Annotated in this window: 18 protein-coding genes and 2 pseudogenes; 5 read left to right on the top strand and 15 right to left on the bottom strand. The window is 69.3% G+C overall.

From position 1 onward, the window contains the following. Positions 1–4 precede the first annotated feature (4 nt). Entirely contained in the window at positions 5–1,273 is a 1,269-nt protein-coding gene (locus tag ACFQ7F_RS36125) for an aminotransferase (protein ID WP_383280267.1), read from the bottom strand. A 287-nt stretch (positions 1,274–1,560) separates the two neighbouring features. Continuing rightward, positions 1,561–1,929, bottom strand: coding sequence for a hypothetical protein (locus tag ACFQ7F_RS36120; protein WP_383280264.1), 369 nt, complete (start codon positions 1,927–1,929; stop codon positions 1,561–1,563). 103 nt (positions 1,930–2,032) lie between these two features. On the opposite strand from ACFQ7F_RS36120, the gene ACFQ7F_RS36115 reads away from it, so the two are divergent. The 3 genes from ACFQ7F_RS36115 to ACFQ7F_RS36105 all read left to right on the top strand — a co-directional run bounded on the left by ACFQ7F_RS36115 (position 2,033) and on the right by ACFQ7F_RS36105 (position 3,664). Then, complete coding sequence (locus ACFQ7F_RS36115) at positions 2,033–2,425, top strand: hypothetical protein (RefSeq protein WP_383280262.1); 393 nt, start codon at positions 2,033–2,035, stop codon at positions 2,423–2,425. Positions 2,426–2,508: 83 nt separating this feature from the next. Beyond that, positions 2,509–3,069 carry a DoxX family protein gene (locus ACFQ7F_RS36110; protein ID WP_383280259.1) on the top strand — a complete coding sequence of 187 codons (561 nt, stop codon included), beginning with the start codon at positions 2,509–2,511 and terminating at the stop codon, positions 3,067–3,069. A 139-nt stretch (positions 3,070–3,208) separates the two neighbouring features. Then, positions 3,209–3,664, top strand: a complete 456-nt coding sequence (locus ACFQ7F_RS36105; protein ID WP_383280256.1) for an RDD family protein — start codon at positions 3,209–3,211, stop codon at positions 3,662–3,664. A gap of 47 nt (positions 3,665–3,711) precedes the next feature. Here the strand turns inward: ACFQ7F_RS36105 and ACFQ7F_RS36100 are convergent, their stop codons facing one another. From ACFQ7F_RS36100 to ACFQ7F_RS36085, 4 genes are all read right to left on the bottom strand, one after another. Then, positions 3,712–4,956 carry a glycosyltransferase gene (locus ACFQ7F_RS36100; protein WP_383280253.1) on the bottom strand — a complete coding sequence of 415 codons (1,245 nt, stop codon included), beginning with the start codon at positions 4,954–4,956 and terminating at the stop codon, positions 3,712–3,714. Positions 4,957–5,057: 101 nt separating this feature from the next. Beyond that, positions 5,058–6,719 (bottom strand): ABC-F family ATP-binding cassette domain-containing protein, encoded by a 1,662-nt coding sequence (locus tag ACFQ7F_RS36095; protein ID WP_383280250.1) that lies wholly within the window; start codon positions 6,717–6,719, stop codon positions 5,058–5,060. 306 nt (positions 6,720–7,025) lie between these two features. Continuing rightward, a complete protein-coding gene (locus tag ACFQ7F_RS36090) occupies positions 7,026–8,195 on the bottom strand; it encodes a damage-control phosphatase ARMT1 family protein (RefSeq protein WP_383280247.1) in 1,170 nt (389 codons plus the stop codon). 76 nt (positions 8,196–8,271) lie between these two features. Then, positions 8,272–8,907: a helix-turn-helix domain-containing protein gene (locus ACFQ7F_RS36085; RefSeq protein WP_383280244.1), complete on the bottom strand. Its 636-nt coding sequence runs from the start codon at positions 8,905–8,907 to the stop codon at positions 8,272–8,274. A gap of 83 nt (positions 8,908–8,990) precedes the next feature. On the opposite strand from ACFQ7F_RS36085, the gene ACFQ7F_RS36080 reads away from it, so the two are divergent. Further along, positions 8,991–9,692, top strand: a complete 702-nt coding sequence (locus ACFQ7F_RS36080; protein WP_383280241.1) for a class I SAM-dependent methyltransferase — start codon at positions 8,991–8,993, stop codon at positions 9,690–9,692. Positions 9,693–9,714: 22 nt separating this feature from the next. Here ACFQ7F_RS36080 and ACFQ7F_RS36075 read toward each other — a convergent pair whose 3' ends face one another. Then, the gene (locus ACFQ7F_RS36075; RefSeq protein ID WP_383280238.1) at positions 9,715–10,137 is read right to left on the bottom strand and encodes an ATP-binding protein; all 423 of its coding nucleotides are present in this window, start codon (positions 10,135–10,137) and stop codon (positions 9,715–9,717) included. Further along, the gene (locus tag ACFQ7F_RS36070; protein ID WP_383280235.1) at positions 10,137–11,015 is read right to left on the bottom strand and encodes an MEDS domain-containing protein; all 879 of its coding nucleotides are present in this window, start codon (positions 11,013–11,015) and stop codon (positions 10,137–10,139) included. The genes ACFQ7F_RS36075 and ACFQ7F_RS36070 overlap by 1 nt, the downstream gene beginning before the upstream one ends. A 248-nt stretch (positions 11,016–11,263) precedes the next feature. On the opposite strand from ACFQ7F_RS36070, the gene ACFQ7F_RS36065 reads away from it, so the two are divergent. Further along, positions 11,264–11,674: a GNAT family N-acetyltransferase gene (locus ACFQ7F_RS36065; protein ID WP_383280233.1), complete on the top strand. Its 411-nt coding sequence runs from the start codon at positions 11,264–11,266 to the stop codon at positions 11,672–11,674. A 227-nt stretch (positions 11,675–11,901) separates the two neighbouring features. Here ACFQ7F_RS36065 and ACFQ7F_RS36060 read toward each other — a convergent pair. From ACFQ7F_RS36060 to ACFQ7F_RS36030, 7 genes and pseudogenes are all read right to left on the bottom strand, one after another. Next, a pseudogene (locus ACFQ7F_RS36060) lies at positions 11,902–13,824 on the bottom strand (alpha-amylase family glycosyl hydrolase); the annotation flags it as partial. Between the two features lie 244 nt (positions 13,825–14,068). Continuing rightward, complete coding sequence (pulA, locus tag ACFQ7F_RS36055) at positions 14,069–16,774, bottom strand: pullulanase-type alpha-1,6-glucosidase (RefSeq protein WP_383280230.1); 2,706 nt, start codon at positions 16,772–16,774, stop codon at positions 14,069–14,071. A 131-nt stretch (positions 16,775–16,905) separates the two neighbouring features. Continuing rightward, positions 16,906–18,303: pseudogene (locus tag ACFQ7F_RS36050) on the bottom strand (alpha-amylase family protein); the annotation flags it as partial. A 404-nt stretch (positions 18,304–18,707) separates the two neighbouring features. Next, the gene (locus ACFQ7F_RS36045; RefSeq protein WP_383280227.1) at positions 18,708–19,802 is read right to left on the bottom strand and encodes a LacI family DNA-binding transcriptional regulator; all 1,095 of its coding nucleotides are present in this window, start codon (positions 19,800–19,802) and stop codon (positions 18,708–18,710) included. Continuing rightward, positions 19,790–21,439, bottom strand: a complete 1,650-nt coding sequence (locus ACFQ7F_RS36040) for a glycoside hydrolase family 13 protein (protein WP_383280224.1) — start codon at positions 21,437–21,439, stop codon at positions 19,790–19,792. Before ACFQ7F_RS36040 ends, ACFQ7F_RS36045 begins: the two co-directional genes overlap by 13 nt. Before the next feature lie 71 nt (positions 21,440–21,510). Beyond that, positions 21,511–22,350: a sugar ABC transporter permease gene (locus ACFQ7F_RS36035; protein ID WP_383280272.1), complete on the bottom strand. Its 840-nt coding sequence runs from the start codon at positions 22,348–22,350 to the stop codon at positions 21,511–21,513. Between the two features lie 68 nt (positions 22,351–22,418). Continuing rightward, positions 22,419–23,336, bottom strand: a complete 918-nt coding sequence (locus ACFQ7F_RS36030) for a carbohydrate ABC transporter permease (protein ID WP_383280270.1) — start codon at positions 23,334–23,336, stop codon at positions 22,419–22,421. Positions 23,337–23,392: the final 56 nt, after the last annotated feature.

Raw genomic sequence — 23,392 nt, 5'->3', positions numbered from 1 at the left:
GGCCCTAGCGGACCCGCTGCTCGTACCCCACGAGCCGCACGCACACCGCGAGCCCCTCGATGGCCTGCTCGAGCTCGGCGAGGCTCGGGTAGCTGGGCGCGATGCGGATGGTGGCGTCGCGCGGGTCGTCGCCGTACGGGTGGGTGGCGCCGGCCGGGGTCAGCACGATGCCCGCGTCGGCGGCACGGCGTACGACCTCCTTGGCGCAGCCGTCGGTCACTTCGAGGGTGACGAAGTAGCCGCCCTTGGGGTCGGTCCACCGGGCGAGGCCGGTACCGCCGAGCTTCGCCTGAAGGATCCGGGCCACCGCCTCGAACTTCGGCTGGAGCAGGGCACGCTGGCGCTCCATGTGGGCGCGCACCCCGTCGGCGTCCCGCAGGAACATCACGTGCCGCAGCTGGTTGATCTTGTCCGGGCCGATCGACCGCTTGGCGTTGTTGGCGAGCAGCCACTTCAGGTTCGCGGGCGATGAGCCGAAGAAGGCGACGCCCGCGCCCGCCGCGGTGATCTTCGAGGTGGAGCCGAAGACGAAGGCACGGTCCGTGTTCCCCGCGTCCGCGCAGGCGGTGAGCAGGTCGGCGATCTCGGTGGGCTCGTCGGTGAGGTGGTGAGCGGCGTACGCGTTGTCCCAGAAGATCCGGAAGTCGGGCGCGGCGGTCTGCATCGAGGCGAGGCGGGCGACGGTCTCATCGCTGTAGGAGACGCCGTCGGGGTTGCTGTACTTCGGGACGCACCAGATGCCCTTGACCTTCGGGTTCTCGGCGACGAGCCGCTCGACGGCGTCCATGTCCGGACCCTCGGGGGTCATCGGCACCGGGATCATGTCGATCCCGAACCGCTCACAGAGCCCGAAATGCCGGTCGTATCCCGGAACCGGGCACAGGAAAGCGATCCGCTCCTGGTCCACCCAGCGCGACTCGCCACCCGGCACCACACTCAGCAGCGCGTGCACCAGACAGTCGTGCATCAGCTCGAGGCTGGAGTTGCCGAGCGCGAGGAGCTGCCCGGCCGGCACCTGGAGCACGTCCGCGAAGATCTCCCGGAGCTCCACCAGACCCTGCAGACCGCCGTAATTACGTACGTCCGTGCCGTCGGCGGAGGTGTGCCGACCGCCCGGCAGACTCAGCAGCTCCTCGGAGAGGTCGAGCTGCTCCGGCGCCGGCTTGCCACGCGTGAGGTCGAGCGAGAGCCCGCGCCCTGCGAGGTCCTGGTAGTCCTGGCGGGCCTGCTCAAGGAGCCCGGTCAAGGAGTCGGGGCTCAGCTCGGTGGTCATGATGTGTCCTTACGTTGTCGGCGCTGCCGGGGCCTGTGAACTGCCTCGGCCGGCGACGGGGGCATCGGCACTGCCCGCCGAGGATACAAAGCGATGACCTCCCCATGTCCTCGCAGGTGGCGCTCATCACCCTCCGAACACTCCGGGGGCCGACGCCGTACACAAGATCCCGTGCCCAGGCGCCTCCGTCGGGCCGTCACCGGGTGGCCGCGCCGCTCGGACCGTCGGGGTCGTGGGCACGGCCACGGGACGCTACGGAGCCCTGGCCCTGCATCGCAAACGAGCTTTCAAATCGCCCGGAAGCGTCGGAGTAGATCGAGAGCGGCGGGGCTCTGTGAGGCGAACCCCTGGAGCCCCTCCTGCTCGGCGGGAACACTCGGGCCCCACAGGCGGGCGCCGTGGCACCGGAAGCAGAAGGCTATGCGGAACAACAGCCCCGTGGAGCTGTGGGCCCTGATCCCCCAGCCCGGTATGAAGCAGCGGTGCAGATCGTCGTCGGGGATTGAGGACATCAGAGCCAGCGCCTCGACGGCCTCATCGGCCGTCCACAGCGCGACATCTTCGCCCTTCAGGTCGGCGGACGACATGTTCACCACGGGGTCGGTGAGGCGGACGACCTCGATCAGCTCGGTCTTCTCGCAGGACGGCAGCAGCATGCGCCCAGGATGCCCCGGGAGCTGAGCAGTCCGCGGCGGTATCGCATCAGATGCCTCAGTCCCCTCCTGCACCCGACGCCCCCTGCTCTACCATCAGTCGGACATGGCCACACGGGAGACGCGACCCCAGCGCGGTGCGGTGCGCATCGCCCTGTTTGCCATGGCCTTTCTCTTTCTCGTCCCCCTGCTCGGCCTCGACGGGCTTTCGAGCGCCGCTGTGGCGTCGGACACCGCTGTCGCGTCGGTCGCCCCGCACGCCGACAGCCGTGACAGCGGCCGTGACCGGGCCCGCGACGGCGGCCGTGGCTGTCACGAGGGCGAGAACACGGCCCCGCGCGGGGCGTTGCCCGCACCCGAGCGGACCGGCTCACCCACCTTCGACTCCGCGCCCACGTCGTACGGGCCGCGGGACGACGCTCCCGCGCCGCCCACAGCCCCTCCCCCGGCGGACGCGACGTCCGTCGACCTCTACAGAACCCAGGTCATCAGAACGTAGACGGGATCTCTCCACCCGCACCCCGCCGACAGGACCGGTCGGCATCACCGCATCACCTTCATCGACCAACAGGAGAGATCCGCATGTCCATTTCCACCTCCACCAGCACGTCCACCGCCGCTCCGGGCGGCACCGGCTCACCGCTCGCCTCACCGCAGTCCGGCACTGACATCGGCCTCCTTCTGCTGCGCTGCGCGGTCGGCCTGACCATGGCCGTCCACGGCAGCCAGAAGCTCTTCGGCTGGTTCAACGGCGCCGGTCTCGACGGCACCGCCGGGTTCTTCGCGAGCGACGGCTACTCCGCCCCCAAGGCCATGGCCACGATCGCCGGTCTGACCGAGACGTTCTGCGGCCTGGGCCTCGCCATCGGCCTGCTCACCCCGCTCGCCGGGGCGGGCATCCTCGGGATCATGCTCAACGCCATCGCCATGAAGTGGGGCAACGGCTTCTTCAACCCCTCCGGCATCGAGTACGACCTGGTTCTGCTCGTGGCCGCCGTGAGCCTGGCGCTGGCAGGCCCCGGCAGGTTCGCCGTCGACCACCTCCTGCCGATCCCGCGCGCGCACCGGCTCTCCCACGGCGTCGTCGCCCTGGCACTCGGCGCCGTCTCCGCCGCCGTCGTCCTGGTGGCCCTGCACAACTGACCGCATCGAGCCCCGCCCCTCTCCGGGGCGGGGCCGTGTGTACCCCCTGGGCAGTCGGCCGAGCCGGGACAGTAGCGTGCAGCCATGGGCGTCGCTGTGACCGGCCCATCGGACAGGGAAGAGGCCGGGAAGCAGAGCCGTGGTCAATCAACAGTGCACCCCCGCCCGCGATGTGGCCCCCGCTCCGGCTCGCAGGGCCACCGCTGCGGTCATCGACGCGCTCATTGCTCTGGCGTGCGGTCTCGTGGCCGGCGCCGCGGCCGGTGTGAAGGTGAGCGACGGAGTGGTCGAACTCCGGCCGCAGTCCCCCACCGTGTGGGGCCTTGCCCTCGGCGTGGCCGTCGGAGTCTCCTTCGTCAACCACGTCCTGCTCACCCTCGCGGCCAGGGCCAGCCTCGGAAAGGTGATCACAGGGCTGCGCGTGGTCCGCGCCTCCGACGGCCGACGTCCCGGTCCTCTCCGGCTCGTCGGCCGCTGGCTGTTCGGCTTCTACTGGATGATCCTCTTCGTTCCTCTCCATCTGGCGACGGACAGCGACGTGGAGCAACAGGACGCCGTGGGGCTGCGCCTGGTGCGCCGGGCAATCCGTTCCTGATCGGTTCTTTCTCGATCGGGAAAGAACCGATCAGGGCGATCCCGGGTTCAGGCGGAGACGGGCGGCTTCCCCTGGCCGACCCTGTCGACCATGCCGAGCAGCAGCTTCGCGGCCACCGTCGTCCCGTCGGTGCGGATCGTGCCGGCCACGGCCCCCGCCCGCGTGCGAGTCTCGGGCGCCAGGGCCTTCTTGAGTGCGGTCGAAAGCGAGTCGAAGGTAGGGGTCGGGCCGTCGTGCACCGCGCCGATGCCCAGTTCCACGACGCGCCCGGCCCAGTACGGCTGGTCCGTCGCCTGGGGTACCACCACTTGAGGCGCACCGGCGCGGGTGGCCGTCGTCGTGGTGCCCGCGCCGCCGTGGTGCACGACGGCGGCCACGCGGCCGAACAGTGCCTGGTGGTTGGCCTCACCCACGGCGAAGCAGTCGTCCCGGTCGTCGGTCAGGGCCAGGTCCGCCCAGCCGTGGGAGACGAGTGCGCGGTGGCCCTGTGCGCGGACCGCCTCGACGGCCACCTGGGCGGCGTCCTTCGACGCATCCATGGGCATGCTGCCGAAGCCCACGTACACCGGCGGTTCACCGGCGTCCAGGAACGCCAACAGATCGGCCGGGAGCGGTCGTTCGTCAGGCATGATCCACGCGCCGGTCTGTACGACGTCGAAGTCCGGCGTCGGATGCCACGGGTCCAGGATCGGGTCCGTCGCCAGCCAGGGCCGGTCGCCGATGACGTAGTCACGGACGTTCTCCACCGGGGGCAGGCCGACCGACGCCCGGTTCGTGTTGAGCGCATCGCCGAACAGCGCGTTGATGCTCTGGACGTCCAGGTCCCACAGCACCCCGTTGTCGGTCACCCCCGGCGGGAACGGCCTGCCCGGATACGCGAGCGGCGGGTGGTGCGGTGACGGCAGGGTGATCTGCTGGAAGGTAACGGAGACGGAGGGGATACCCAGCTTCTCGGCCACTGACCGCCCACCGGCCGCGGCGGGCATCACGCCGGTCGCCACCAGCACGTCGCATCCCTCGGCCGCCTTCATGACCGTATCGAACTGGCCGGCGATCAACTCGGCCGCGCGCTGGGGCAGGGATGTCGGTGGCGCCTTCGCGGTCGTCAGCGCGCGCGCCGACCGGTACACCGGCACCAGCGGCACGCCGACGGCGGCCAACCGCTGTGCGAAGACCTCGTCCGGAGGTGCGCACACCCGCACCTCCGCGCCGAGTTCCCGCAGCCGCTCCGCGAGTCCCACCAGCGGTTCGACGTCCCCGCGCGATCCATACGTAGACAACAGCACACGCACTTGGTGACTCTCCTATTTCCTCAGGTTAAGGACCGGCCCAGACCCAGGATTCTGCGGCATGACACGGGAGTTGTCGCAAGGCCTCCGGTCCCCGGGCCCGCTCAATCCGCCTGCGGCGCCGCCAGGAGGTCACGTACTTCTTCCACGGTGGTCTCCTGGAGTTCCTCCGCGACGAGCACCCAGCGGGTGATGCCGACCGACTCCAAGAAGGTCAGGTCGTGGCTGGCGATCAGGAGCGCGCCCTCGTACGACTCGAGTGCGCCGGTCAGTTGGCGCACGCTCGCCAGGTCGAGGTTGTTGGTCGGCTCGTCCAGCATCAGGAGCTGAGGGGCCGGTGCGGCGAGCATCATCGCCGCGAGCGCGGCGCGGAAGCGCTCGCCTCCCGAGAGGGTGCCCGCCGGCTGTTCGGCGCGTGCCCCCTTGAACAGGAAGCGTGCGAGCTGGGAGCGGATGTGGTTGTCGGTGAGCCCGGGAGCCAGGCGGGAGACGTTCGCCGCGACGCTCAGCGCGTCGTCGAGGACATCCAGGCGCTGCGGCAGGAACCGCAGCGGCACGGACGTCCTGACCTCGCCGGACAGGGGAGCCAACTCCCCGGTGAGGGTGCGCAGCAGCGTCGTCTTGCCTGCGCCGTTGCGCCCGACGAGGGCGATCCGCTCGGGCCCCTGTACGTGCAGACTGCCCTGCTGCAACTTGCCGAATTGGGGGCGCAGTTCGTGCAGGGTCAGCACCGTGCGGCCCGCGGGCACGGCGGTGTGCGGGAGGCCGACGCGGATCTCTGCGTCGTTGCGGATCGCGTCCGCGGCTTCCTCACGCCGCTCGCGCGCTTCACTGAGCCGCTCCTCGTGCAGGCCGCGGAGCTTGTCCCCCGACTCCTGCGCGGATCGCTTCTTCTCGCCCGCGACGATGCGCGGGGCGCGCCGCTGGGCGTCCATCTTCTTGCTGTGCCGCTGGCGGCGGGCCACTTTGATCTGGGTCTCCTCCAGTTCGCGCTTCTGGCGGCGTACGTCGGCCTCGGCGGCGCGCAGCATCCGCCCTGCCGCTTCCTGCTCGGTGGCAAGGGCTTCCTCGTAGGCGGACCAACCGCCGCCGTACCAACTCACCGACCCGGCGCGCAGTTCGGCGATGCGGTCGACGCGCTCGAGCAGTTCGAGGTCGTGGCTGACCACGACCAGGACTCCTGAGCGCCAGGAGTCGACGGCCTCGTAGAGTCGGCGCCGGGCGAACAGGTCGAGGTTGTTGGTCGGCTCGTCGAGCAGGAGGACGTCCGGGCGCTCCAGGAGCAGCGCGGCCAGGCGCAGCAGGACCGTCTCCCCGCCGGACAACTGACCTACGGTGCGGTCGAGTTCGACGCCGCCGAGTCCGAGTGAACCCAGCATGGCCAGGGCCCTCTCGTCGACGTCCCAGTCGTCGCCGATCGTCTCGAAGTGCTGTTCGCGTACGTCGCCGGATTCGATGGCGCGCAGCGCGTCACGCCGCTCGGCGATGCCAAGGGCCTGGTCGACACGGAGGGCCGTGTCGAGCGTGAGGTTCTGCGGCAGGTAGGCGAGGCTGCCGCCGACGGTCACCGAGCCCTGGGACGGGCGCAGTTGACCGGCAAGCAGGCGCAGCAGGGTGGACTTGCCCGAGCCGTTGGTGCCGACGAGACCGGTGCGGCCCCGGCCGATGCCGACGGAGAGGCCATCGAAGACGCTCGTGCCGTCCGGCCACTGGAACGACAGGGCGGAGGCGGTGAGGGAGGCGCTGGGTGTGGTGGGTACAGACATGTGGAATCTCGCAGTCGCGGGCGCGGCGGGCAGGGGGCGTCGTATGCGAGCACCACGCGGCGACCGACCGGGAAAGAGGGAGGTGCGGCGGTCCGGGAGGTCGAAGGACGGCTCATGCACCGAGGTCGCATCCACGCGGGGTCACGGGCGGCACGGCAAGGCCGGCTGCGGCGTGACGGGCGTACGGCAAAAACCGTACGGCGCGATGATCGCGAACCTCAGATGCGCAACGTCCACCTCTATCGGAGACAACAGGACCGTTCGGAACGATAACGACCGCGAGGGTGAAAGGCAAAGCCTTTCAGGTCAGCGCCGCGCCTGGATCAGGGCGTGGGTGCCGCTGGTGCGCCAGCCCTGACCGTGCTCGGCGACGAGCGTCGCCTCGGTCCGCGCGTCGAGTCCGACGATCACGTCGGACTTCAGCGTCCGCAGTGCGGCCACCGGCCCGGGGAAGTACGCGGTGCGCTCCTCGAACGGCGTGGTGGCGGGCCACAGCTGGTCGCCGACCAGGCGCCGGTAGTTCAGGTCGCCCTTCATGACGGTCACGTCGGCATCGGCGAACTCCTGGCGCAGGTCGTCGGGCATCTGTGCGTACGGCAGCGGGGCGCAGGAGAAGGTGTGGCTGCGGACGGCGAGAGCGCCGGTGCCCATGGCCGACCACAGGCGCTCACCCACCTCTGCCGCGGCGCCCCGCGCGCCGTTCAGGTGGCGCAGGCAGTCGATCACGTCGGCGGTCATGGCGTCCGAGACGTAGTACGGGTACGGCTTGACGTGCAGCAGGACCCGCTCGGCGCGCTGATGCCGCAGAAGGTGGTCGATGAGGATGAGGTCGGGCAGGAGCTCTCGTCCGGCGTTGTCCGCGACCAGGCACAGCGTGGCCGCGCCGCCCTCGGGCAGCAGGGACCACAGCAGCGCGGAGTCGTCGGCGACGAGGCGCGAGTCGGCGGCCCCGGCCGCGCCACCGCCCACGGCGAATCCCAGGTCGGCGCGGTTGCCCCACAGCGAACCGAGGAGCAGCGCCTGACGCTGCTCCTCCACGGGCCGCCGAGCCAGCTCATCGAGCGCGGCCAGCTCCTCGTCGGCCTCCCGGGTGTGGAGTTCCGCCTGCTTGAACGGGCGGAACGGATCGATCCCCTGCCACGGACCGGACTCGAAGTACCCGACAGCGGTGAGGAGTTGACGGTAGAAGTAGCTCTCGGCCCACAGGAAGGGCACGTCGAACCAGGACAGGCCGAAGTACTCACGCCCCCAGGCCTCCCACAGGTGGCGGTCGTGCGCGTCGGGGCCCAGTGGTTCGATCACACCCTCCGTGGCCTGCGTCAGCAGGGCGTCCAGGGCGCGATGACGGCGCGGATCGTAAGGGAAGGCGTCCCGCACCTTCTTGATCAGCGCCGGATGCCGCTCGGTGAGCACGCTCCGGGGGAACGAACCGGGTGCGTTGCTCAGGATGACGGGGGCGTCGACTGCTTCTGCCATGCCCAAAGGGTCTCACCGACCGGCCGAAGCAGGTTGGCCGGACACGTGGAAACGGGCGGGCCGGGCCCGCGGGCGGCTAGTCCCCGCTGCTTTCGGCTCCGCTGCTTTCGGCTCCGCTGCCCGGCCTGACGCGTACGTGCATGCGCTCGCCCTGGGCCCCGTACAGGGCGAGGAATTCGACGGGGATGTCACCGGCGTTGGCGAAGCCGTGCGGGGTGCGGGTGTCGAACTCGGCCGCTTCTCCCGCGGTGAGGACGAGATCGTGATCGCCCAGGGCAAGGAGCAGGCGGCCGGAGAGGACGTAGAGCCACTCGTAGCCCTCGTGCATGCCCTGCTCGGGGCGCGAGGTCTGCCGGGTGCCGTTGTCGGCGACCGGCATGACTTGCTTGTAGGCGTGCATTCCGCCGAGGTACCGGGTCAGGGGGACCCAGGTGTTGCCGTGGCGCATGAAGGGCCGCGGGTGGATGCGCGGGTCGCCCGTCTGGGGCGCGCCGACCAGTTCGTCGAGCGGTACGCCGTACGCCCTGGCCAGTGGCAGCAGGAGCTTCAGGGTCGGCTCGCGCTGTCCGGCCTCCAGTCGCGAGAGCGTGCTCAGGGAGATCCCCGTCTCCTCGCTGAGCCGGGCCAGGGTGGCTCCCCGTGCCTTCCGCAGCGCCCGCAGCCGCGGACCCACAGCAGTCAGCACATCCGTGAGTTCGGCGTCGTCGCTCATCCCCCTATTTGCCGTCGCGGCAAATAACTTTGTCAAGCTGCCATGGCTGGGCGCAGGGTTGCCAGAGAGCCGAAGGAGACCGCATGAGCGACCAGAACACCGACACCGACACTGGCACCGGCACCGGCACCACTCGCACCCATACCGCTTCCGCCTCCGCCGCCGCCGAATCGGCCGAAACGTTCTGGGACGAGCGCTACAACCAGAGCGGCCGTCTGTGGAGCGGCGAGCCCAATGCCGCACTCGTCCGGGAGACCGAGGGGCTGACGCCGGGCAGTGCCCTGGACCTGGGATGCGGAGAGGGGGGCGACGCGATCTGGCTCGCGCGGCAGGGCTGGCGCGTCACCGCCACCGACATCTCCCGCGTCGCTCTCGGCCGTGCGGCGGAGCACGCGGACCAGGCGCAGGTGGCCGACCGCGTCGACTGGCAGCACCACGATCTCGGTGCGTCCTTCCCGAGCGGCAGTTACGACCTGGTCTCCGCCCAGTTCCTGCACTCCCTCCACGAGATGCCGCGCGAGGAGATCCTGCGCAACGCCGCAGCGGGCGTCGCGCGGGGTGGCACCCTCCTGATCGTGGGCCACATGGGCTTTCCCGCCTGGGAGACCGAACCGCACCCCGGAGTGGACTTCCCCACCCCCCAGAAGGTCCTGGCCTCTCTCGACCTGCCGGCCGGGCAGTGGGACGTACTCGTCTGCGACACCCACGAACACTCCCTGACGGCCCCCGGTGGAGGGCCCTCCACCCGGACCAACTACACCGTCAAACTGCGGCGCCGCACCTGAAAGGACTGGGGCGTGCACCGCGCTATTGGGGCAGTCGCACGGCCAGGGTCACCATGGCCCCGCTCGGGCCCGCCGCAATGGTGAGTTCGTCGGTGAGCAGGCCTGCGAGCCACAGGCCCCGCCCGCCCGTGTCACCGTCGAGGTCGGGCGCCAGATCAGGGACCACGTCGGCGCTGAAGCCGGGGCCCACGTCGTGGATGTGGCAGGCCAGATGGCCGTTGCCGCGCTGCAGGACCAGCGTGCCTCCACCTCCCGCGTGCTCGACCGCGTTGACCGCCACGGCGTCCAGGGCCACGATGAATTCGCTGCGCCGTGGTTCGGGAAGCCCTTGGTGGTTGGCGAACTGTTCGACGAGCATCCGAAGCCGGGGCAGGTCGTCCTGGTTGAAGCGTGATTCCAGCAGGGTGACGGGAGGGACCTCTGGGGACCCGGGCGCTGTCGACATCAGTGGCACACCTCGTTGATCACCAGGTGGGGCACTTGGGCCGCGCCCGCTCCGCGCAGTATGCGGGCCGATGTCGGTGGACAGTCGACTCGGACCGGGCCGCGCGCATGTTCCAGAACCAGCCGCAGCAGGTCCACCGCACAGGCGACACCGAGGAAGACCAGGCCGGACAGATCCACTGTAAGAAGCTGGGAATGCTCGCCGCGGCGGAGCCCCTCGCGCACGGCGCCGATGAATTGCTCCCTGGTGGCGATGTCCGCCTCTCCGACCAACTGCACCATGCCGTACGAATGTTCCACGTGCAGGGCACCCAGGTGGGGCAGCAGCCGGCAGGGATGGGCCTTGTGCATGGCCGTCATGACATCAGGGTCGAACCAGCGGCTGTCGTAGGCACAGATCTCGGTGTACGGGCGGTCGGTGAACAGATGCTGGGCGTTGGATTCACGGTGCATCATCACGTCGACATCGGCGCCCAAGTCCCCCACCCAGTGCATGTCGATGTAGGTGCGCAGGCCGCTGTAGCCCTCGGCCAGGGCTTTGTCGGTCTCCTCTGTGATGCGCTCCCACTGGCGGCCGGGGGTGAACGCGTCCTGGGGCTGGATGAGGGCGCGCATACTGCTGAGCACCAGCTGCCCGTGTTTGCGAGCGGCTCCCAGCAGGGCTCCCGGCGCGTCCAGGCGGTTCCACACCTGCTCCGCCTCCATGTGCGGAGCGGCGAAGACCATCACCTTCTCGCGCTTCACGAGCCCCGCCCACGCGAACGCGGAGACTACGTCACGGCCCGCATCGTCGTCGGCGTAGCTGACGAATGCATGGTCGCCCGTCCGGAGGTGCTGAACGGGGATCGTACCGACCGATGCCGAGCCGGCATCCGCCATCTCTCACCTCCAGGGCCGAAAAGGCCCGACGGGAACATGTGCGGGGCACACGCTAGCGGCCGGTATCCGATGGCGGCGCAGCCCCGCAGATAGTGACAGTTAGCTGATATGGCGGCGCCTTTTGGCGATCGAGAATGCGAGAAAACGATCCGTCCCGTGCTGAATCTGTGCGTAGAACTCGACGGCCCTGAGCTGCCGCGCTCGTTAACACGTTGTCCTGCCAGGCGTCGGTCGGCGACGCTGGCAGCATGAGCGGAGCGATCTCTTACGCATGGCGCGACCCCATCACCGACGAGGAGTTGGGCGACCTCGTCCGGTCGCACGGCGGCGATGCCGTCGCCGGTTGGTGGGACAGGGTCAAGACACACAGTCTGGGCTGGGTGGGGGCCCGTGACGGCGAGGGTGTCCTTGTCGGATTCGTGAACGTGGCGTGGGACGGCGGAGACCACGCCTTCCTGATCGACACGAAGACCCGGGGTTCGCACCAGCATCGCGGTATCGCGACGGCGGTCGTCCGGCTGGCGGCAGCACACGCGCGCACGTCGGGCTGCGAGTGGCTGCACGTCGACTTCGAGCCCGGGCTGCGAGGTTTCTACTTCGACGCCTGTGGCTTCCGCCCGACGGAAGCGGGACTGATCCACCTGCCTTCAGTGAGGTGAGGTGAGGTGGAGCGACGTAAGAGTGTGTCGTCGACGGGCCGCGAAGGGGCAGGCGCGGCCAGCGGTCCGGATCCATGATCGGACCGCTGGTCCTGAACGGGGCCACGTTCCCTTCACACGATTCCGTATCCGATCTCGAGGACACCGTCGCCGGGCGGCCAGAACAGGCCGATCGAGCCCACCACACACTTAGGCCCGCCGGGCCACTGCCTCATGTACGTGCGGGACTACTTGAGGTACGGGCCGTCCGCGCCGACCTTGCCCGGGGCCGGATTGCCCGGCAGGTCGAGTACGTAGGCGCGCAGATTGCCCTTGCCCGGAGCGGCGACGGAGAGCTTGCCGTCGGTCACGGTCTTCTTGTCGCCGGTGACGGCGTCGGTGTAGGTGCCGTTGGGGATGCCGCTGTAGCTCGCCTCACCGGAGACGGTGACGAGAGCGAAGCTGTCGACGGAGCCTGAGGTGTAGCGGCGCTTATAGGCCATCTGTCCGTTGATGCCCTCGGTCGAGTACTGGCCCGACTGGAGCGCGGGCACGGCCCTGCGGATCTGGTTGAGCCGCTGCACGTGCTTGACCAGGGGCTGGTCCAGGGTCTTGGCGACTTCGCCGCTCGCGCTTTCGACCGTGCCGAACTCCGATGCGGTGACGCTGCCTTCGAGGTGGTCGCCGTAGTAGGCACGGCCCGTCGTGGCCAGCGGACACCTGGGGCCGCAGTCGATCTGTTTGCCCTTCTGGAACTCGATCTCCGAGCCGTAATAGAGGGTCGGGATGCCGCGGAAGGTCCACATCAGGGCCATGTTCTCGGCCCAGGCGTCGGTGCCGCCCGCGTAGCGGTTGGAGGACTTGTTCGGGCCGTAGTCATGACTGTCGACGTACACGGCGTTGTACGTCGCGTCGTTGACGGAGTCGTCGGAGTCCTTGCCGTTGTTGTACGCGTTCGGGGCGTCGCCGAAGTTCATGTGCATCCGCATGTCGATGATGTTCATGCCGGAGAACTTCGTGCGGTCGGGGGCGTGGTAAGAGTTCCCGTCCAGGAAGGCGTTGTTGCTGGTGGGCTGGTTGCCGGTGCCCTGCGCCTGTTCGTACGCGTACATCTCCAGGGCGGCCGCCGCGTCATCGGCGCTGTACTCCTTGCGCTCCTTCCACGTGTAGAACTGCGCGGAGTGGTTGACCGACCCGCGGTTCCACTTGTCGTTGACGAAGGCCGCGACCTCGCCGAACACATAGAAGTCGTCGGCCTTGTCAGCGCCGTACTTCGCCACCAGCTTGTCGTGGAGCGCGGGCAGGAAGCGCCGGTTCCAGGTGGTGCGCGGGATGTGCACCGCGGTGTCGACGCGGAAGCCGTCCACGCCCATGTCGATGTACTTGTTGTAGGCGTCGATCAGGTACTGCTGCACATCGGCGTTCTCGGTGTTGAAGTCCGCCAGGTCGTCGTGCAGCCAGCAGCTGCGTGAGTCCTCGCCCTCCCAGTTGCCGATCCAGCACTGGTGGTACTTGTCCTTGGGGAACATGCCCGATGTGGGGTTCGGCCACTGGCAGTTGTAGATCTTCCGGCCGTCCGAACCCGTGCCCGACTGCTTGCCCCAGTCCTTGCAGGTGTTGCCCGCCGGTTCCGCGGTGGACCAGCGGTCGCCGTTGTAGGGGTTGCCCTGCGCGTCCTCGTCGAGCGGGTCGTACTCCTTGCCCTCGACCTTGTCGTCGTAGTAGTCACCCCAGTCCTCGTCCTGGACACCGAACGCGGTCGGGGTGAACAGGCCCTTGGCGCCCCAGCGCGAACTGTGGTTGTAGACGACGTCCTGGTAGATCTTCATGCCCTTGGCGTGCGCCCGGTCGATCAGCTGCTGGTAGGAGACGCCGTCCGACTCCAGGCGCGGGTCGATCTTGTAGAAGTCGTATCCGTGGTAGCCGTGATAGTCGTAGTCCGACCGGTTCATGACCACCGGGGTGATCCAGATCGCCGAGAAGCCGAGGCCCTTGATGTAGTCCAGCTTCTCGGCGAGACCCTTGAAGTCGCCGCGGACCATGGGGTCGTCGTTGGCCGCGTTCCCGGATGACGTGTGCTGGTTGCCGCCCCGGTTGTTGGTCGCGTCGCCGTCGCTGAAGCGGGCGGTCATCGCGAAGTAGATGGAGTCCGCGCGCGGGTCCCCGCCCAGCATGCTCGCGGGCTCCGCGTCGGCGGCCACGCTCCGGGTGTCCCCCGCCGCCCTGTCCGTGCCGCCGACGCCGGGGAGCAGCGTCAGGAACAGCGCGGCCAGGGCGGCGGCCAGGAGCGCTCTGGGTTTTCCGGTGGCATTGGGGTGCGTCATGGATCCTCCTGTACGTAGTGGGGTACGTGGGAGGGCCGACGCGCCATCAGCCCGGTTCGGACAAGTCGCGGGGCCGTGTCAGGCCCCTGGTTCAGCCCCGCTCGAAGACGGCGACCGTGCGGGCGGGGACGTTGAAGGTGCCGGACTTCCTTTCGTACGAGGACGACTTGACCACCGGGTCGGCGCCCTTCGCCTGGACGGGGTGCAGCGTGTACGCGGTGTTCTTCAGGGACGCCACGGGCTGCTTCTGTGCATCCGGGGTCGCGTTGAAGACGACCACGAGGTCCCCGACCTCCATGGTGATCACGCCGGGGGTCTCGGCGGATGTGCCGGAGAGCGGGTAGGAGAGCCGGGCCTTGACCTGGTCGGCCGTGGCCAGGGAGAACGCGGGCTCGGTCGCGCGCAGCTTGACCAGGTCCTGGTAGGCGCCCGATGTGCCGTTGATCTGCGCGCAGCCCGGGGTCAGGGGCGCGGACGTCAACAGGGGCTTTCCGTAAGGCCACTTGTCCTTGTTGTCGGCGGCCGGGGGCAGGCCGCGCCCGAAGCCGTTGCCGTCCCGGCAGTCCCAGTGCAGAGCGTTGAACCAGTCTCCGCTGTCGTACGAGTTGCGGTCGAGGGACTTGGAGCGCAGCAGGTCGCTGCCGGCCTGGGAGAGGGACGGGCCCTGGGCCAGGGTCGAGGTCGCCATCGCAAGGACCTGCATACGGGAGCGCTCGGCGGCCGTGGTGTCCGCGGGCAGCTTGAAGGCGAGCGCGTCGTACAGCGATTCGTTGTCGTGGGCGTCGGCGTAGGAGAGGGCGTCGCCGGGGGCGGCCGCGTATCCGGCCGGGGCGCCGTTGTAGTCGACCTCGGAGCCCTTGACGCGCTTACCGGCGGAGTCGGTGAACGTGTACTCGGCGAGATTGCCGGTGAGGGCCACCTTGAGCAGGTCCTGATAGTGCAGGAGCCGCGCCTTCTGCTCGGCCTGGGTGCCGTTCGCCTTCGACGCGTTGGGGTCGGTGAACAGGCCGCTGGCGAAGCCCTGGACGCCGGGGTCCTCGTCGAAGGGGCCGCCGCCGCGCACCGCGTCGCGGCCGCGGTCGGAGAAGGTGGCGATGCCCGTGCCCGCCATGTTCTTCTGGGTGGCCTGGACGAAGCGGGCGTCGTCGGCGATCTCTCCGAAGTTCCAGCCCTCGCCGTAGAGGACGATCTTCTTCCCGTCGACGCCGTCCTTCTTGAGGGTCAGCGCGTCCAGCGCCTTGCGGACGGCCAGGATGTTGGCCTTGGGGTGGTGCCCCATCAGGTCGAAGCGGAAGCCGTCGACCTTGTACTCCTTGGCCCAGGTGACCAGCGAGTCGACCACGAGTTTGCCCATCATGGCGTTCTCGGGGGCGGTGTTGGCGCAGCAGGTGGAGGTGGCCACGGTGCCGTCGTCCATCAGCCGCTGGTAGTAGCCGGGCACGATCTTGTCGAGTACGGACTTGTCGGCCTGGCCGCTTGCGACGGTGTGGTTGTAGACGACGTCCATCACGGTGCGCAGCCCGGAGCCGTTGAGGCCCTGGACCATCTCCCGGAACTCGACCGTGCGGCGGGTCCCGGCGGGGTCGCTCGCGTAGCTGCCCTCCGGCACGGTGTAGTGCAGCGGGTCGTAGCCCCAGTTGTAGGCGTCCTTCGCGGCGGTCTTGGTGACGCAGGCCTGCTGCTCGTCGGAGTCCGGGGCGGGCGCCGTCAGGTCGCAGTCGGGCGTGGCCTGGTCGGCGGCGCGCTCGGGGATGGTGCCGATGTCGAACGCGGGCAGCAGATGTACATAGGACGTACCGGCCTCGGCCAGCTTGCGCAGGTGCTTCATGCCGTCGGACGCCGTGTCGGTGAAGGCCAGGTACTTGCCGGGGTGGCGCGCTGTACGGTCCTCGACGGAGAAGTCGCGGATGTGCAGTTCCTGGATCTGCGCGTCGCGCAGCGGCGTCGCCTTCGGCTTCTTCAGCTGCTCCCAGCCCTTGGGCGCGAGCTTCGGGTCGTCGAGGTCGACGGCGAGGCTGCGCTCCGAGTCGGCGGTGAGTGCGGTGGAGTAGGGGTCGGTGACCTTGTTGGTGACGACCTTCCGGACGCTGGGCGCCCACACCTTCACGACGTACCGGTACTGCTTGCCCGACCAGCTCCTGTCGCCGGTGACGGACCACACGCCGCTGGCGTCGTCGCGCCGCATCGCCACGCGCTTGCCGCCGAGTTCGAGGCTGACGGACTGGGCGGTGGGAGCCCACAGGGCGAGCGTGGGGCGGCCGTGGCGGAATTGCGGGCCTAGGGCGGCTTTGGTGGCGGCGGCGCTGTAGAGGTCGTCGAGGACGCCCTGTGTCTGGACGCCGGTGGCGTTGAGCAGCGTGCCGTCGGCGTCTTTGCGGACCGCGATGACCTGGCCGGTGAGGGCACGGCGGACCAGGTCGCGGTCTCGCGGGTCGACGGTGAAGGCCGCGTAGCCCTTCAGGTGCGGGTACTTCTTGCGCTGAGCATCGGTGAGACCGCCCGCCGCCGGGGCGAGGCGGATCCGCTGCCCCTCGCCGACGAGTTCGCCGTCCTTGACGGTCAGCCGCCCGTCACGTGCGTACACCAACTCCTGTGACTTGGCGGCACCTTGGACGTCCCAGGCGACGGTGTTCCTGTCCACCCACTGCGCCTTGGACATGGACAGGTCGAGCGCGGCGGGCGCGTCGGCGGCGGCCGGTGCTCGGGGCGCGGCGGTGGCCGAGGGCGTCAGGGGTGCGACCGCGGCGAGCAGGGCCAGGGCCGTGATCGCGACGGTGCGACGCGGGGAGCCGGTCAAGGGTGGTTCTCCTTGCGGATGAATGACGGTAGATACGGGGGTGAAAGCGTGGGGTGGGTACGGGCGTAAGGCCGCCCGGCGGCGGGGAAGCGAAGGCCGGGCGGCCGGTCATAGAGGGCGGATGGCGCTCAGCAGCTCCTGGCCCCGGTGTGCAGGGCCAGTGCCGTGTTCGGCGCCACGGTCGCCGTGAACTGGCCCGAGGCGTTGACGGTGACGCTCCTGCCGCTCTGGACGTCGCAGTAGCTGCCTGCGGCGAGGGACGTCTGGAAGGTCCGGTTGACCGCCGAGCCCTCGTGGTTGATCGCCACATACGCCTTGTCGCCGCGGCCGAACGCGATGGCGTTGTTGCCGTTGTCCCACCAGTTGGTCATTCCGGTACCGCGCGCGGTGTTGCGGAACTTGACCATGCTCTTGATCTCGGGCCAGGCGTGCTGGCACTTCCAGCCGTCGCTGTAACAGGCGTTCACCTGGCCCCCGTTGGGCGATCCGGCGTCGGTGCTGCTGAACTCGTAGCCGGAGTGCACGTCCGGTGCGCCGTAGGGCAGGGCCAGCATGAAGACATGCGCGAGGGTGTAGTTCGCGCCGTCCTTGTAGTTGAGGGTCTGGCCGTGCCGCTCGGTGTCGTGATTGGCGACGAAGACGGCGGCCGATCCACTGGGCATATAGCCCCAGCCCTCACCGAAGTTCTTCAGGTAGGCGAGCTTCTCGTTGTTGAAGACGCGCTTCAGGTCCCAGCCGTAGCGGAACTCCTGGGCGTCGCCGGTGGCGGTGTACTCGCTCGGAGAGACCGCCTCGCCCGAGCCGTAGATCGTCTCCTGCTTGAAGTAGACGCCGGGGTTGCTGAGACGCGACTTGATGTTCTTCAGGTCGTCCACGGCGATGTGCTTGGCCGCATCGACCCGGAAGCCGTCGACGCCCAGGGACAGCAGGTCGTTCAGGTAGGCCGCGACCCGCCCCCGCACGTACTCCTCCCCCGTGTCGAGGTCGGCGAGGCCGCCCAGTTCGCAGTTCTGGACGTTCCAGCGGTCCTGGTAGTTGCTGATGTCCGAACGGCAGTTGTCCATGTCGGCGCCCGAGTACGTGCCCGGGTAGTCGTACTTGGTGAAGGAGGAGCCCGCCGAGCCGGTGCCGGAGGCGTTCGTCATGTGGTTGATCACCGCGTCGGCAACGACCTTCACTCCGGCCGAGTGGCAGGTGTCGACCATGTTCTTGAACGCGGCCCGGTCACCGAGCCGGGTGCCGATCTTGTAGCTCACGGGCTGGTAGGCGGCCCACCATGCCTCGCCCTGGATACGTTCCTGGGGCGGGGAGACCTGTACGTAGCCGTAGCCGTCGGGGCCGAGCTGCTGCGTGCACGCCTTGGCCACCGAGTCGAACTTCCACTCGAAGAGCACGGCGGTGACGTCCTTGGCGCCGGGCGGGGCGGCCTGCGCCTGCGGGGCTCCGGCGACGATGCCGCCCGCGGCGCCCGCCACCAGGGCGAGGGCGGCGGCGACGGGTCTGCGGACTCTGGTCTTTCGGCCAGCCATGAGGGCCTCCTGCATGAGTGAGGTGTGACCTTTGCATGAGTCAGGTGTGACCTTGTCCGGCAACGCGCCGTGCCCGTAAGGCCGTTGAAGGATGTTGCAGAAACATTTCAACGCCGTTTTCGGTCGAGACCGTACGACCCCCGGGAACCCCGGTCAACCCTCCGCGCACACTCTGCCGTCAGACTCGCGTCAGATGCGGAATCCCGGGAGTTCATGCGTCGCAAAACCTTTCGCAAGACATTGCGACGGTGTTACGTTCAACCACAACTCCGGTCCGGGCGGCCGGGGGACCCTGACAACGGGCCCCACGCGCCCGGCCGTTCGGACCGGAGTCACGAGACGGGGAGCCCCGGAGCCACACCAGACCCCGCCGCCCGAACCGGGCCGGCTCCGGGAACTCCCTCTCAGCGCCGCGGCTGCGCCGTGGAGCCGCGCACCACCAGCTCGGGCTGGAACACGAACTCCGTGTGCTGTACGGGATTACCGTGCAGCTCCTCGACGAGCGCGCCCACGGCGGCGCTCGCCATCGCCTGCACCGGCTGGCGCACCGTGGTGAGCGGCGGGTCCGTGAACGCGATCAGGGGCGAGTCGTCGAAACCGACCACCGAGACGTCGCCCGGCACCGAGAGTCCGCGCTCGCGCGCCGCCCTGACGGCGCCGAGCGCCATCATGTCGCTGCCGCAGACCATCGCCGTGCAGCCCTGGTCGAGCAGAGCGCTCGCCGCCGCGTGACCGCCCTCGACGGTGAACAGCGTGCGCTGCACGTGCTGTTCGGCCTCCCCCTGTTCCAGGCCGAGCAGCGCGTGCAGCGCCGCCGTGAACCCCTCCGCCTTGCGCAGCGAGGGGACGTAGCGGGTCGGGCCGATGGCCAGACCGATCTGCTGGTGGCCCAGGTCGACGAGGTGGCGTACGGCCATCCGCGCGGCCGCCCGGTCGTCGGGCGAGACGAAGGACACCGGGATCTGCTCGTTGTAGCCGTTGATCAGGACGAACGGCACACCGCGGGCGTGCAGTTCGAGATACCGGGCGGGATCGGCCGTGGTGTCGGCGTGCAGTCCGGAGAGAAAGACGATGCCGCTGACCCGGCGCTCCTCCAGCTGCTCCACCAACTCGTCCTCGCTGGCCCCGTCCGGCATCTGGGTGCACAGCATCGGCGTGTAGCCGTGCCCGGAAAGGACCTGCTCGACGACCTGCGCGAAGGCGGGGAAGATCGGGTTGCTGAGCTCGGGGATGACCAGGCCGACCAGACCGGCGCTGCGCGGCTTGAGCCGCATCGGCCGCTCGTAGCCAAGCACGTCCAGGGCGGCGAGCACCCTACGCCGGGTGCCTGCGGCCACCCCCGGCTTGCCGTTGAGCACCCGGCTCGCGGTGGCCTCGCTGACGCCGGACTGGGCCGCGATGTCCGCGAGCCGCGGGGCGCCCCGGTCCGCCCGGTCTCCCCCGTCTCCCCGGTCTCCCCGGTCGGCGGACCGCGGCGGGGAAAGGGTCACACCGCCCACCAGACGGTGGTGTCGGCGGGCAGCTCGACCTTGCCGTCCACCGTCTCCACCTCGGCGTTGGCAAGGAGGATCCGTCCTGGGGCCGGGATCCGCACCGTCGCGCCGGTGGTGTTGGCCGTGCACACGAAGTCCTCGCGGCGGAAGGCCAGAACCCCATCGGGGGCCTCGAGCCACTCCAGCGAGTCGCCCGCGCCGAGCCCGGACCGCGTCCGGCGCACGGCGAGCGCGCTGCGGTACAGCTCCAGGGTCGATGCCGGGTCACCGGTCTGGGCCTCGACGCTGAGCTCGCCCCAGCCTGCGGGCTGCGGCAGCCAGCTGCCGCCCGCGCCGAATCCGTAACTGGATCCTTCGGTGGTCCACGGGATTGGCACCCGGCAGCCGTCGCGGAACCCGTCCTGGCCGCTCGCGCGGACGAACGACGGGTCCTGGCGCACCTCGTCGGGCAGCTCGGTGACGTCCGGCAGACCCAGCTCCTCACCCTGGTAGACGTACGCGGAGCCGGGCAGCGCCAGCATGAGGAGCGACGCGGCGCGGGCGCGGCGCAGGCCGAGCTCCCGGTCGCCCGCGGTGCGCAGCTGGGTGCCGAGCCCGGGCGGATTGGCGAACCGCGTGGCGTGGCGGGTGACGTCGTGGTTGGAGAGCACCCAGGTGGCAGGGGCGCCGACGGGGCGCATCGCGGCCAGGGACACGTCGATAACCTCGCGCAGCTCCGCAGCGTCCCAGTGGGTGCCCAGGTACTGGAAGTTGAAGGCCTGGTGCATCTCGTCCGGGCGTACGTAGGCGGCGGCGCGCTCGACGGTGGGGGTCCACGCCTCGGCGACGAGGATCTTCTCGCCCGCGTACTCGGTCAGGACCTTGCGCCAGCTGCGGTAGATCTCGTGCACGCCGTCCTGGTCGAAGAACGGCATGACGTCGTTGCCGAGAAGCTTGAGCTGGTCGCTGCGGCCGATGTCGGGCAGTCCTTCGGCCTTGACCAGGCCGTGGGCGACGTCGACTCGGAAGCCGTCGACGCCCATGTCGAGCCAGAAGCGCAGGATGGAGCGGAACTCGTCGTGGACAGCGGGGTGTTCCCAGTTGAAGTCGGGCTGCTCGGGAGCGAAGAGGTGCAGGTACCACTCGCCGTCCGGCGTCCGCGTCCAGGCCGGGCCGCCGAAGACGGACTCCCAGTCGTTGGGCGGCAGTTCGCCGTTCTCGCCCTTGCCGGTCCTGAAGTGGTAGCGCTCGCGCAGGGGTGAGCCCGGGCCCTCGCGCAGTGCGCGCTGGAACCAGTCGTGCCGGTCGGACGAGTGGTTGGGCACCAGGTCGACGATGACGCGCAGGCCCAGGTCACGGGCGTCCCGCAGCAGGGCGTCGGCGTCGAGGAGGCTGCCGAACATCGGGTCGATCGCGCGGTAGTCGGCCACGTCGTAGCCCGCGTCGGCCTGCGGCGAGGAGTAGAAGGGGCTGAGCCAGACGGCGTCGACGCCCAGGTCCCTAAGATAGGGAAGGCGGGCGCGGATGCCGTCGAGGTCGCCCATTCCGTCACCGTTGCCGTCGGCGAAGCTGCGCGGATAGACCTGGTAGATCACCGCGCCGCGCCACCAGTCCGTGTGACTGCCGGAGGCGGGGGCTGCAGGGGCAGCGAGATGCTGGGTCATGTCTTCCCTGAGATCGAATCGAGTGCGAGGGGGGTGCGTGCCGTTTCAGGACTTCGTGGCAGGACTTCGTGTCAGGACTTCGTCGCGCCGGCCGTGAGTCCGGAGACGAGGTGACGCTGGACGAAGCCGAAGATCACCGCGGCAGGCACCGCGACGATCACGGCCGAGGCCGTGAGCGAGCCCCAGTCGCTGGTGTACTGATTGACGAAGGTCTGCAGGCCGCCCGCCAGGGTGAGGTTCTCCTCGCCGGTCATGAAGGCGGATGCGTAGGCGACTTCGGCCCAGCCGGTGATGAAGCTGTAGAAGCCGGTGACGGCCAGACCGGGCTTGGCCAGCGGCACGATGAGCCGCCAGAAGGTGCCGAACGGATTGAGTCCGTCCACACGGCCCGCTTCGTCGATCTCCACCGGGATGGTGTCGAAGTACCCCTTCATCATCCAGGCGCTGAACGGCACGGCGATCGTCAGATAGGTGACGACCAGGCCGACGGGCTGGTTGAGCAGGCCGAGGCTCGCCAGGAGGTTGTAGAGCGGCACGATGAGCACCGCGACGGGGAACATCTGGGTGATCAGCAGGAGCCACATCAGCGACCGCATGCCGGGGAACTTGAAGCGGCTGACGGCATAGCCGGTGGTCGCGGAGATGAAGACGCCGATCACCGTGGTCAGTCCCACGACGAACAGGGAGTTGCCGAGCCAGCTCAGGAACTCGGTGTCGTTGACGACGTGGTCGTAATTGCGGAACGTGAAGTCCTTGACCAGGTCGGTGGAGAACGCCTCGCTCGTCGGCTTGAACGAGGTGATGAGCAGCCACAGCGGCGGAAGCACCGCGGTGGCGGAGGCGAGCAGCAGGCCCACATGGAGCGCGACCGAGGCCAGTGGCCCGCGTTCGCCGCGCTCCCTGACCTTCACCTTCGCCTTGGGCCGGTCCTGGGACGTCGGCCGGCTCTGGGACGGGGTCTTCCCGTCGGTCACGGTGGTCACCACACTTCTCCCTGCTTGCGGAGCGCGCGGCGGTAGACGACCGCGAAGAGCGAAAGGAGCAGCAGAATGATGACGCCCCAGGCGGCGGATCCCGCGAAGTCGCGCGGGCTCACGACGAACGAGAGCCGGTAGGCATACGTCACCAGGATCTCGGTGGCGTCTCCAGGACCGCCCCGGGTGAGCAGGAAGATCACCGGGAACATGTTGAAGGTCCAGATGCCGCTGATCAGGATCACGGTGCTGCTGACGGTCCGCAGACCCGGCAGGGTGATGTGCCGGAAGCGCTGCCAGGCGTTCGCGCCGTCCATCTCCGCGGCCTCGTAGAGCTCGCCGGGGATGGACTGGAGTCCGCCGAGCATGGCGACCAGCATGAACGGGACGCCGAGCCAGACATTGACCGTGATCACCGAGAGCTTGGCCCAGGTGGGGTCGTTGAGCCACGGGATCGCGTCGATGCCGCCACCGGCGAGAATCTTGTTGAGGAGGCCGTTCTTCTCGTTGAAGAGCAGGCGCCAGGTGAAGACGGAGACGAACGCGGGCACCGCCCAGGGCAGGATCAGCGCCATCCGGTAGAGGGAGCGTCCCGCCAGCTTGCGGTTGAGCATGTTCGCCAGGGCGAGGCCGAGCGCGAAGGAGATCGCGACGCACGAGACGGTCCAGATGATCGTCCAGGTCAGCCGGTCCCAGAAGACGGCGTCGGAGAAGACCGCGGTGTAGTTGTCCAGGCCGACGGACTTGTAGGTCGCCGGGATGTGGTTCATACCGATGGTGCGCTCGACGTTCGCCTCGTTGGCGTCGGTCGTCGACAAGTAGAGGCCCCGCACCAGCGGGTATCCGATGATCACGCCGATCACGGCCACCACGGGGGCGACCATGGCCCAGGCGTACCAGTGGGTGGACAGCGACCTGCGCAGCCGTCCGGGGGTCTTGCCGGTCCGCGGGCCGCGGCCGCGGACGCTGTGGGCGTCCG

The organism is Streptomyces sp. NPDC056486 (assembly GCF_042795295.1).
GTDB lineage: Bacteria > Actinomycetota > Actinomycetes > Streptomycetales > Streptomycetaceae > Streptomyces.
The sequence above is the reverse complement of the archived record's forward strand: the minus strand, read 5'-3'. Positions and strand labels throughout refer to the sequence as shown.

What these genes read in the sequence shown, in the direction of transcription:
- ACFQ7F_RS36085 (WP_383280244.1), bottom strand. Translation starts at nt 8,907, where the DNA reads ATGAGCGACGACGCCGAACTCACGGATGTGCTGACTGCTGTGGGTCCG.
- ACFQ7F_RS36125 (WP_383280267.1), bottom strand. Translation starts at nt 1,273, where the DNA reads ATGACCACCGAGCTGAGCCCCGACTCCTTGACCGGGCTCCTTGAGCAG.
- ACFQ7F_RS36090 (WP_383280247.1), bottom strand. Translation starts at nt 8,195, where the DNA reads ATGGCAGAAGCAGTCGACGCCCCCGTCATCCTGAGCAACGCACCCGGT.
- ACFQ7F_RS36080 (WP_383280241.1), top strand. Translation starts at nt 8,991, where the DNA reads ATGAGCGACCAGAACACCGACACCGACACTGGCACCGGCACCGGCACC.
- ACFQ7F_RS36115 (WP_383280262.1), top strand. Translation starts at nt 2,033, where the DNA reads ATGGCCACACGGGAGACGCGACCCCAGCGCGGTGCGGTGCGCATCGCC.
- ACFQ7F_RS36095 (WP_383280250.1), bottom strand. Translation starts at nt 6,719, where the DNA reads ATGTCTGTACCCACCACACCCAGCGCCTCCCTCACCGCCTCCGCCCTG.
- ACFQ7F_RS36070 (WP_383280235.1), bottom strand. Translation starts at nt 11,015, where the DNA reads ATGGCGGATGCCGGCTCGGCATCGGTCGGTACGATCCCCGTTCAGCAC.
- ACFQ7F_RS36120 (WP_383280264.1), bottom strand. Translation starts at nt 1,929, where the DNA reads ATGCTGCTGCCGTCCTGCGAGAAGACCGAGCTGATCGAGGTCGTCCGC.
- ACFQ7F_RS36110 (WP_383280259.1), top strand. Translation starts at nt 2,509, where the DNA reads ATGTCCATTTCCACCTCCACCAGCACGTCCACCGCCGCTCCGGGCGGC.
- ACFQ7F_RS36040 (WP_383280224.1), bottom strand. Translation starts at nt 21,439, where the DNA reads ATGACCCAGCATCTCGCTGCCCCTGCAGCCCCCGCCTCCGGCAGTCAC.
- ACFQ7F_RS36075 (WP_383280238.1), bottom strand. Translation starts at nt 10,137, where the DNA reads ATGTCGACAGCGCCCGGGTCCCCAGAGGTCCCTCCCGTCACCCTGCTG.
- ACFQ7F_RS36065 (WP_383280233.1), top strand. Translation starts at nt 11,264, where the DNA reads ATGAGCGGAGCGATCTCTTACGCATGGCGCGACCCCATCACCGACGAG.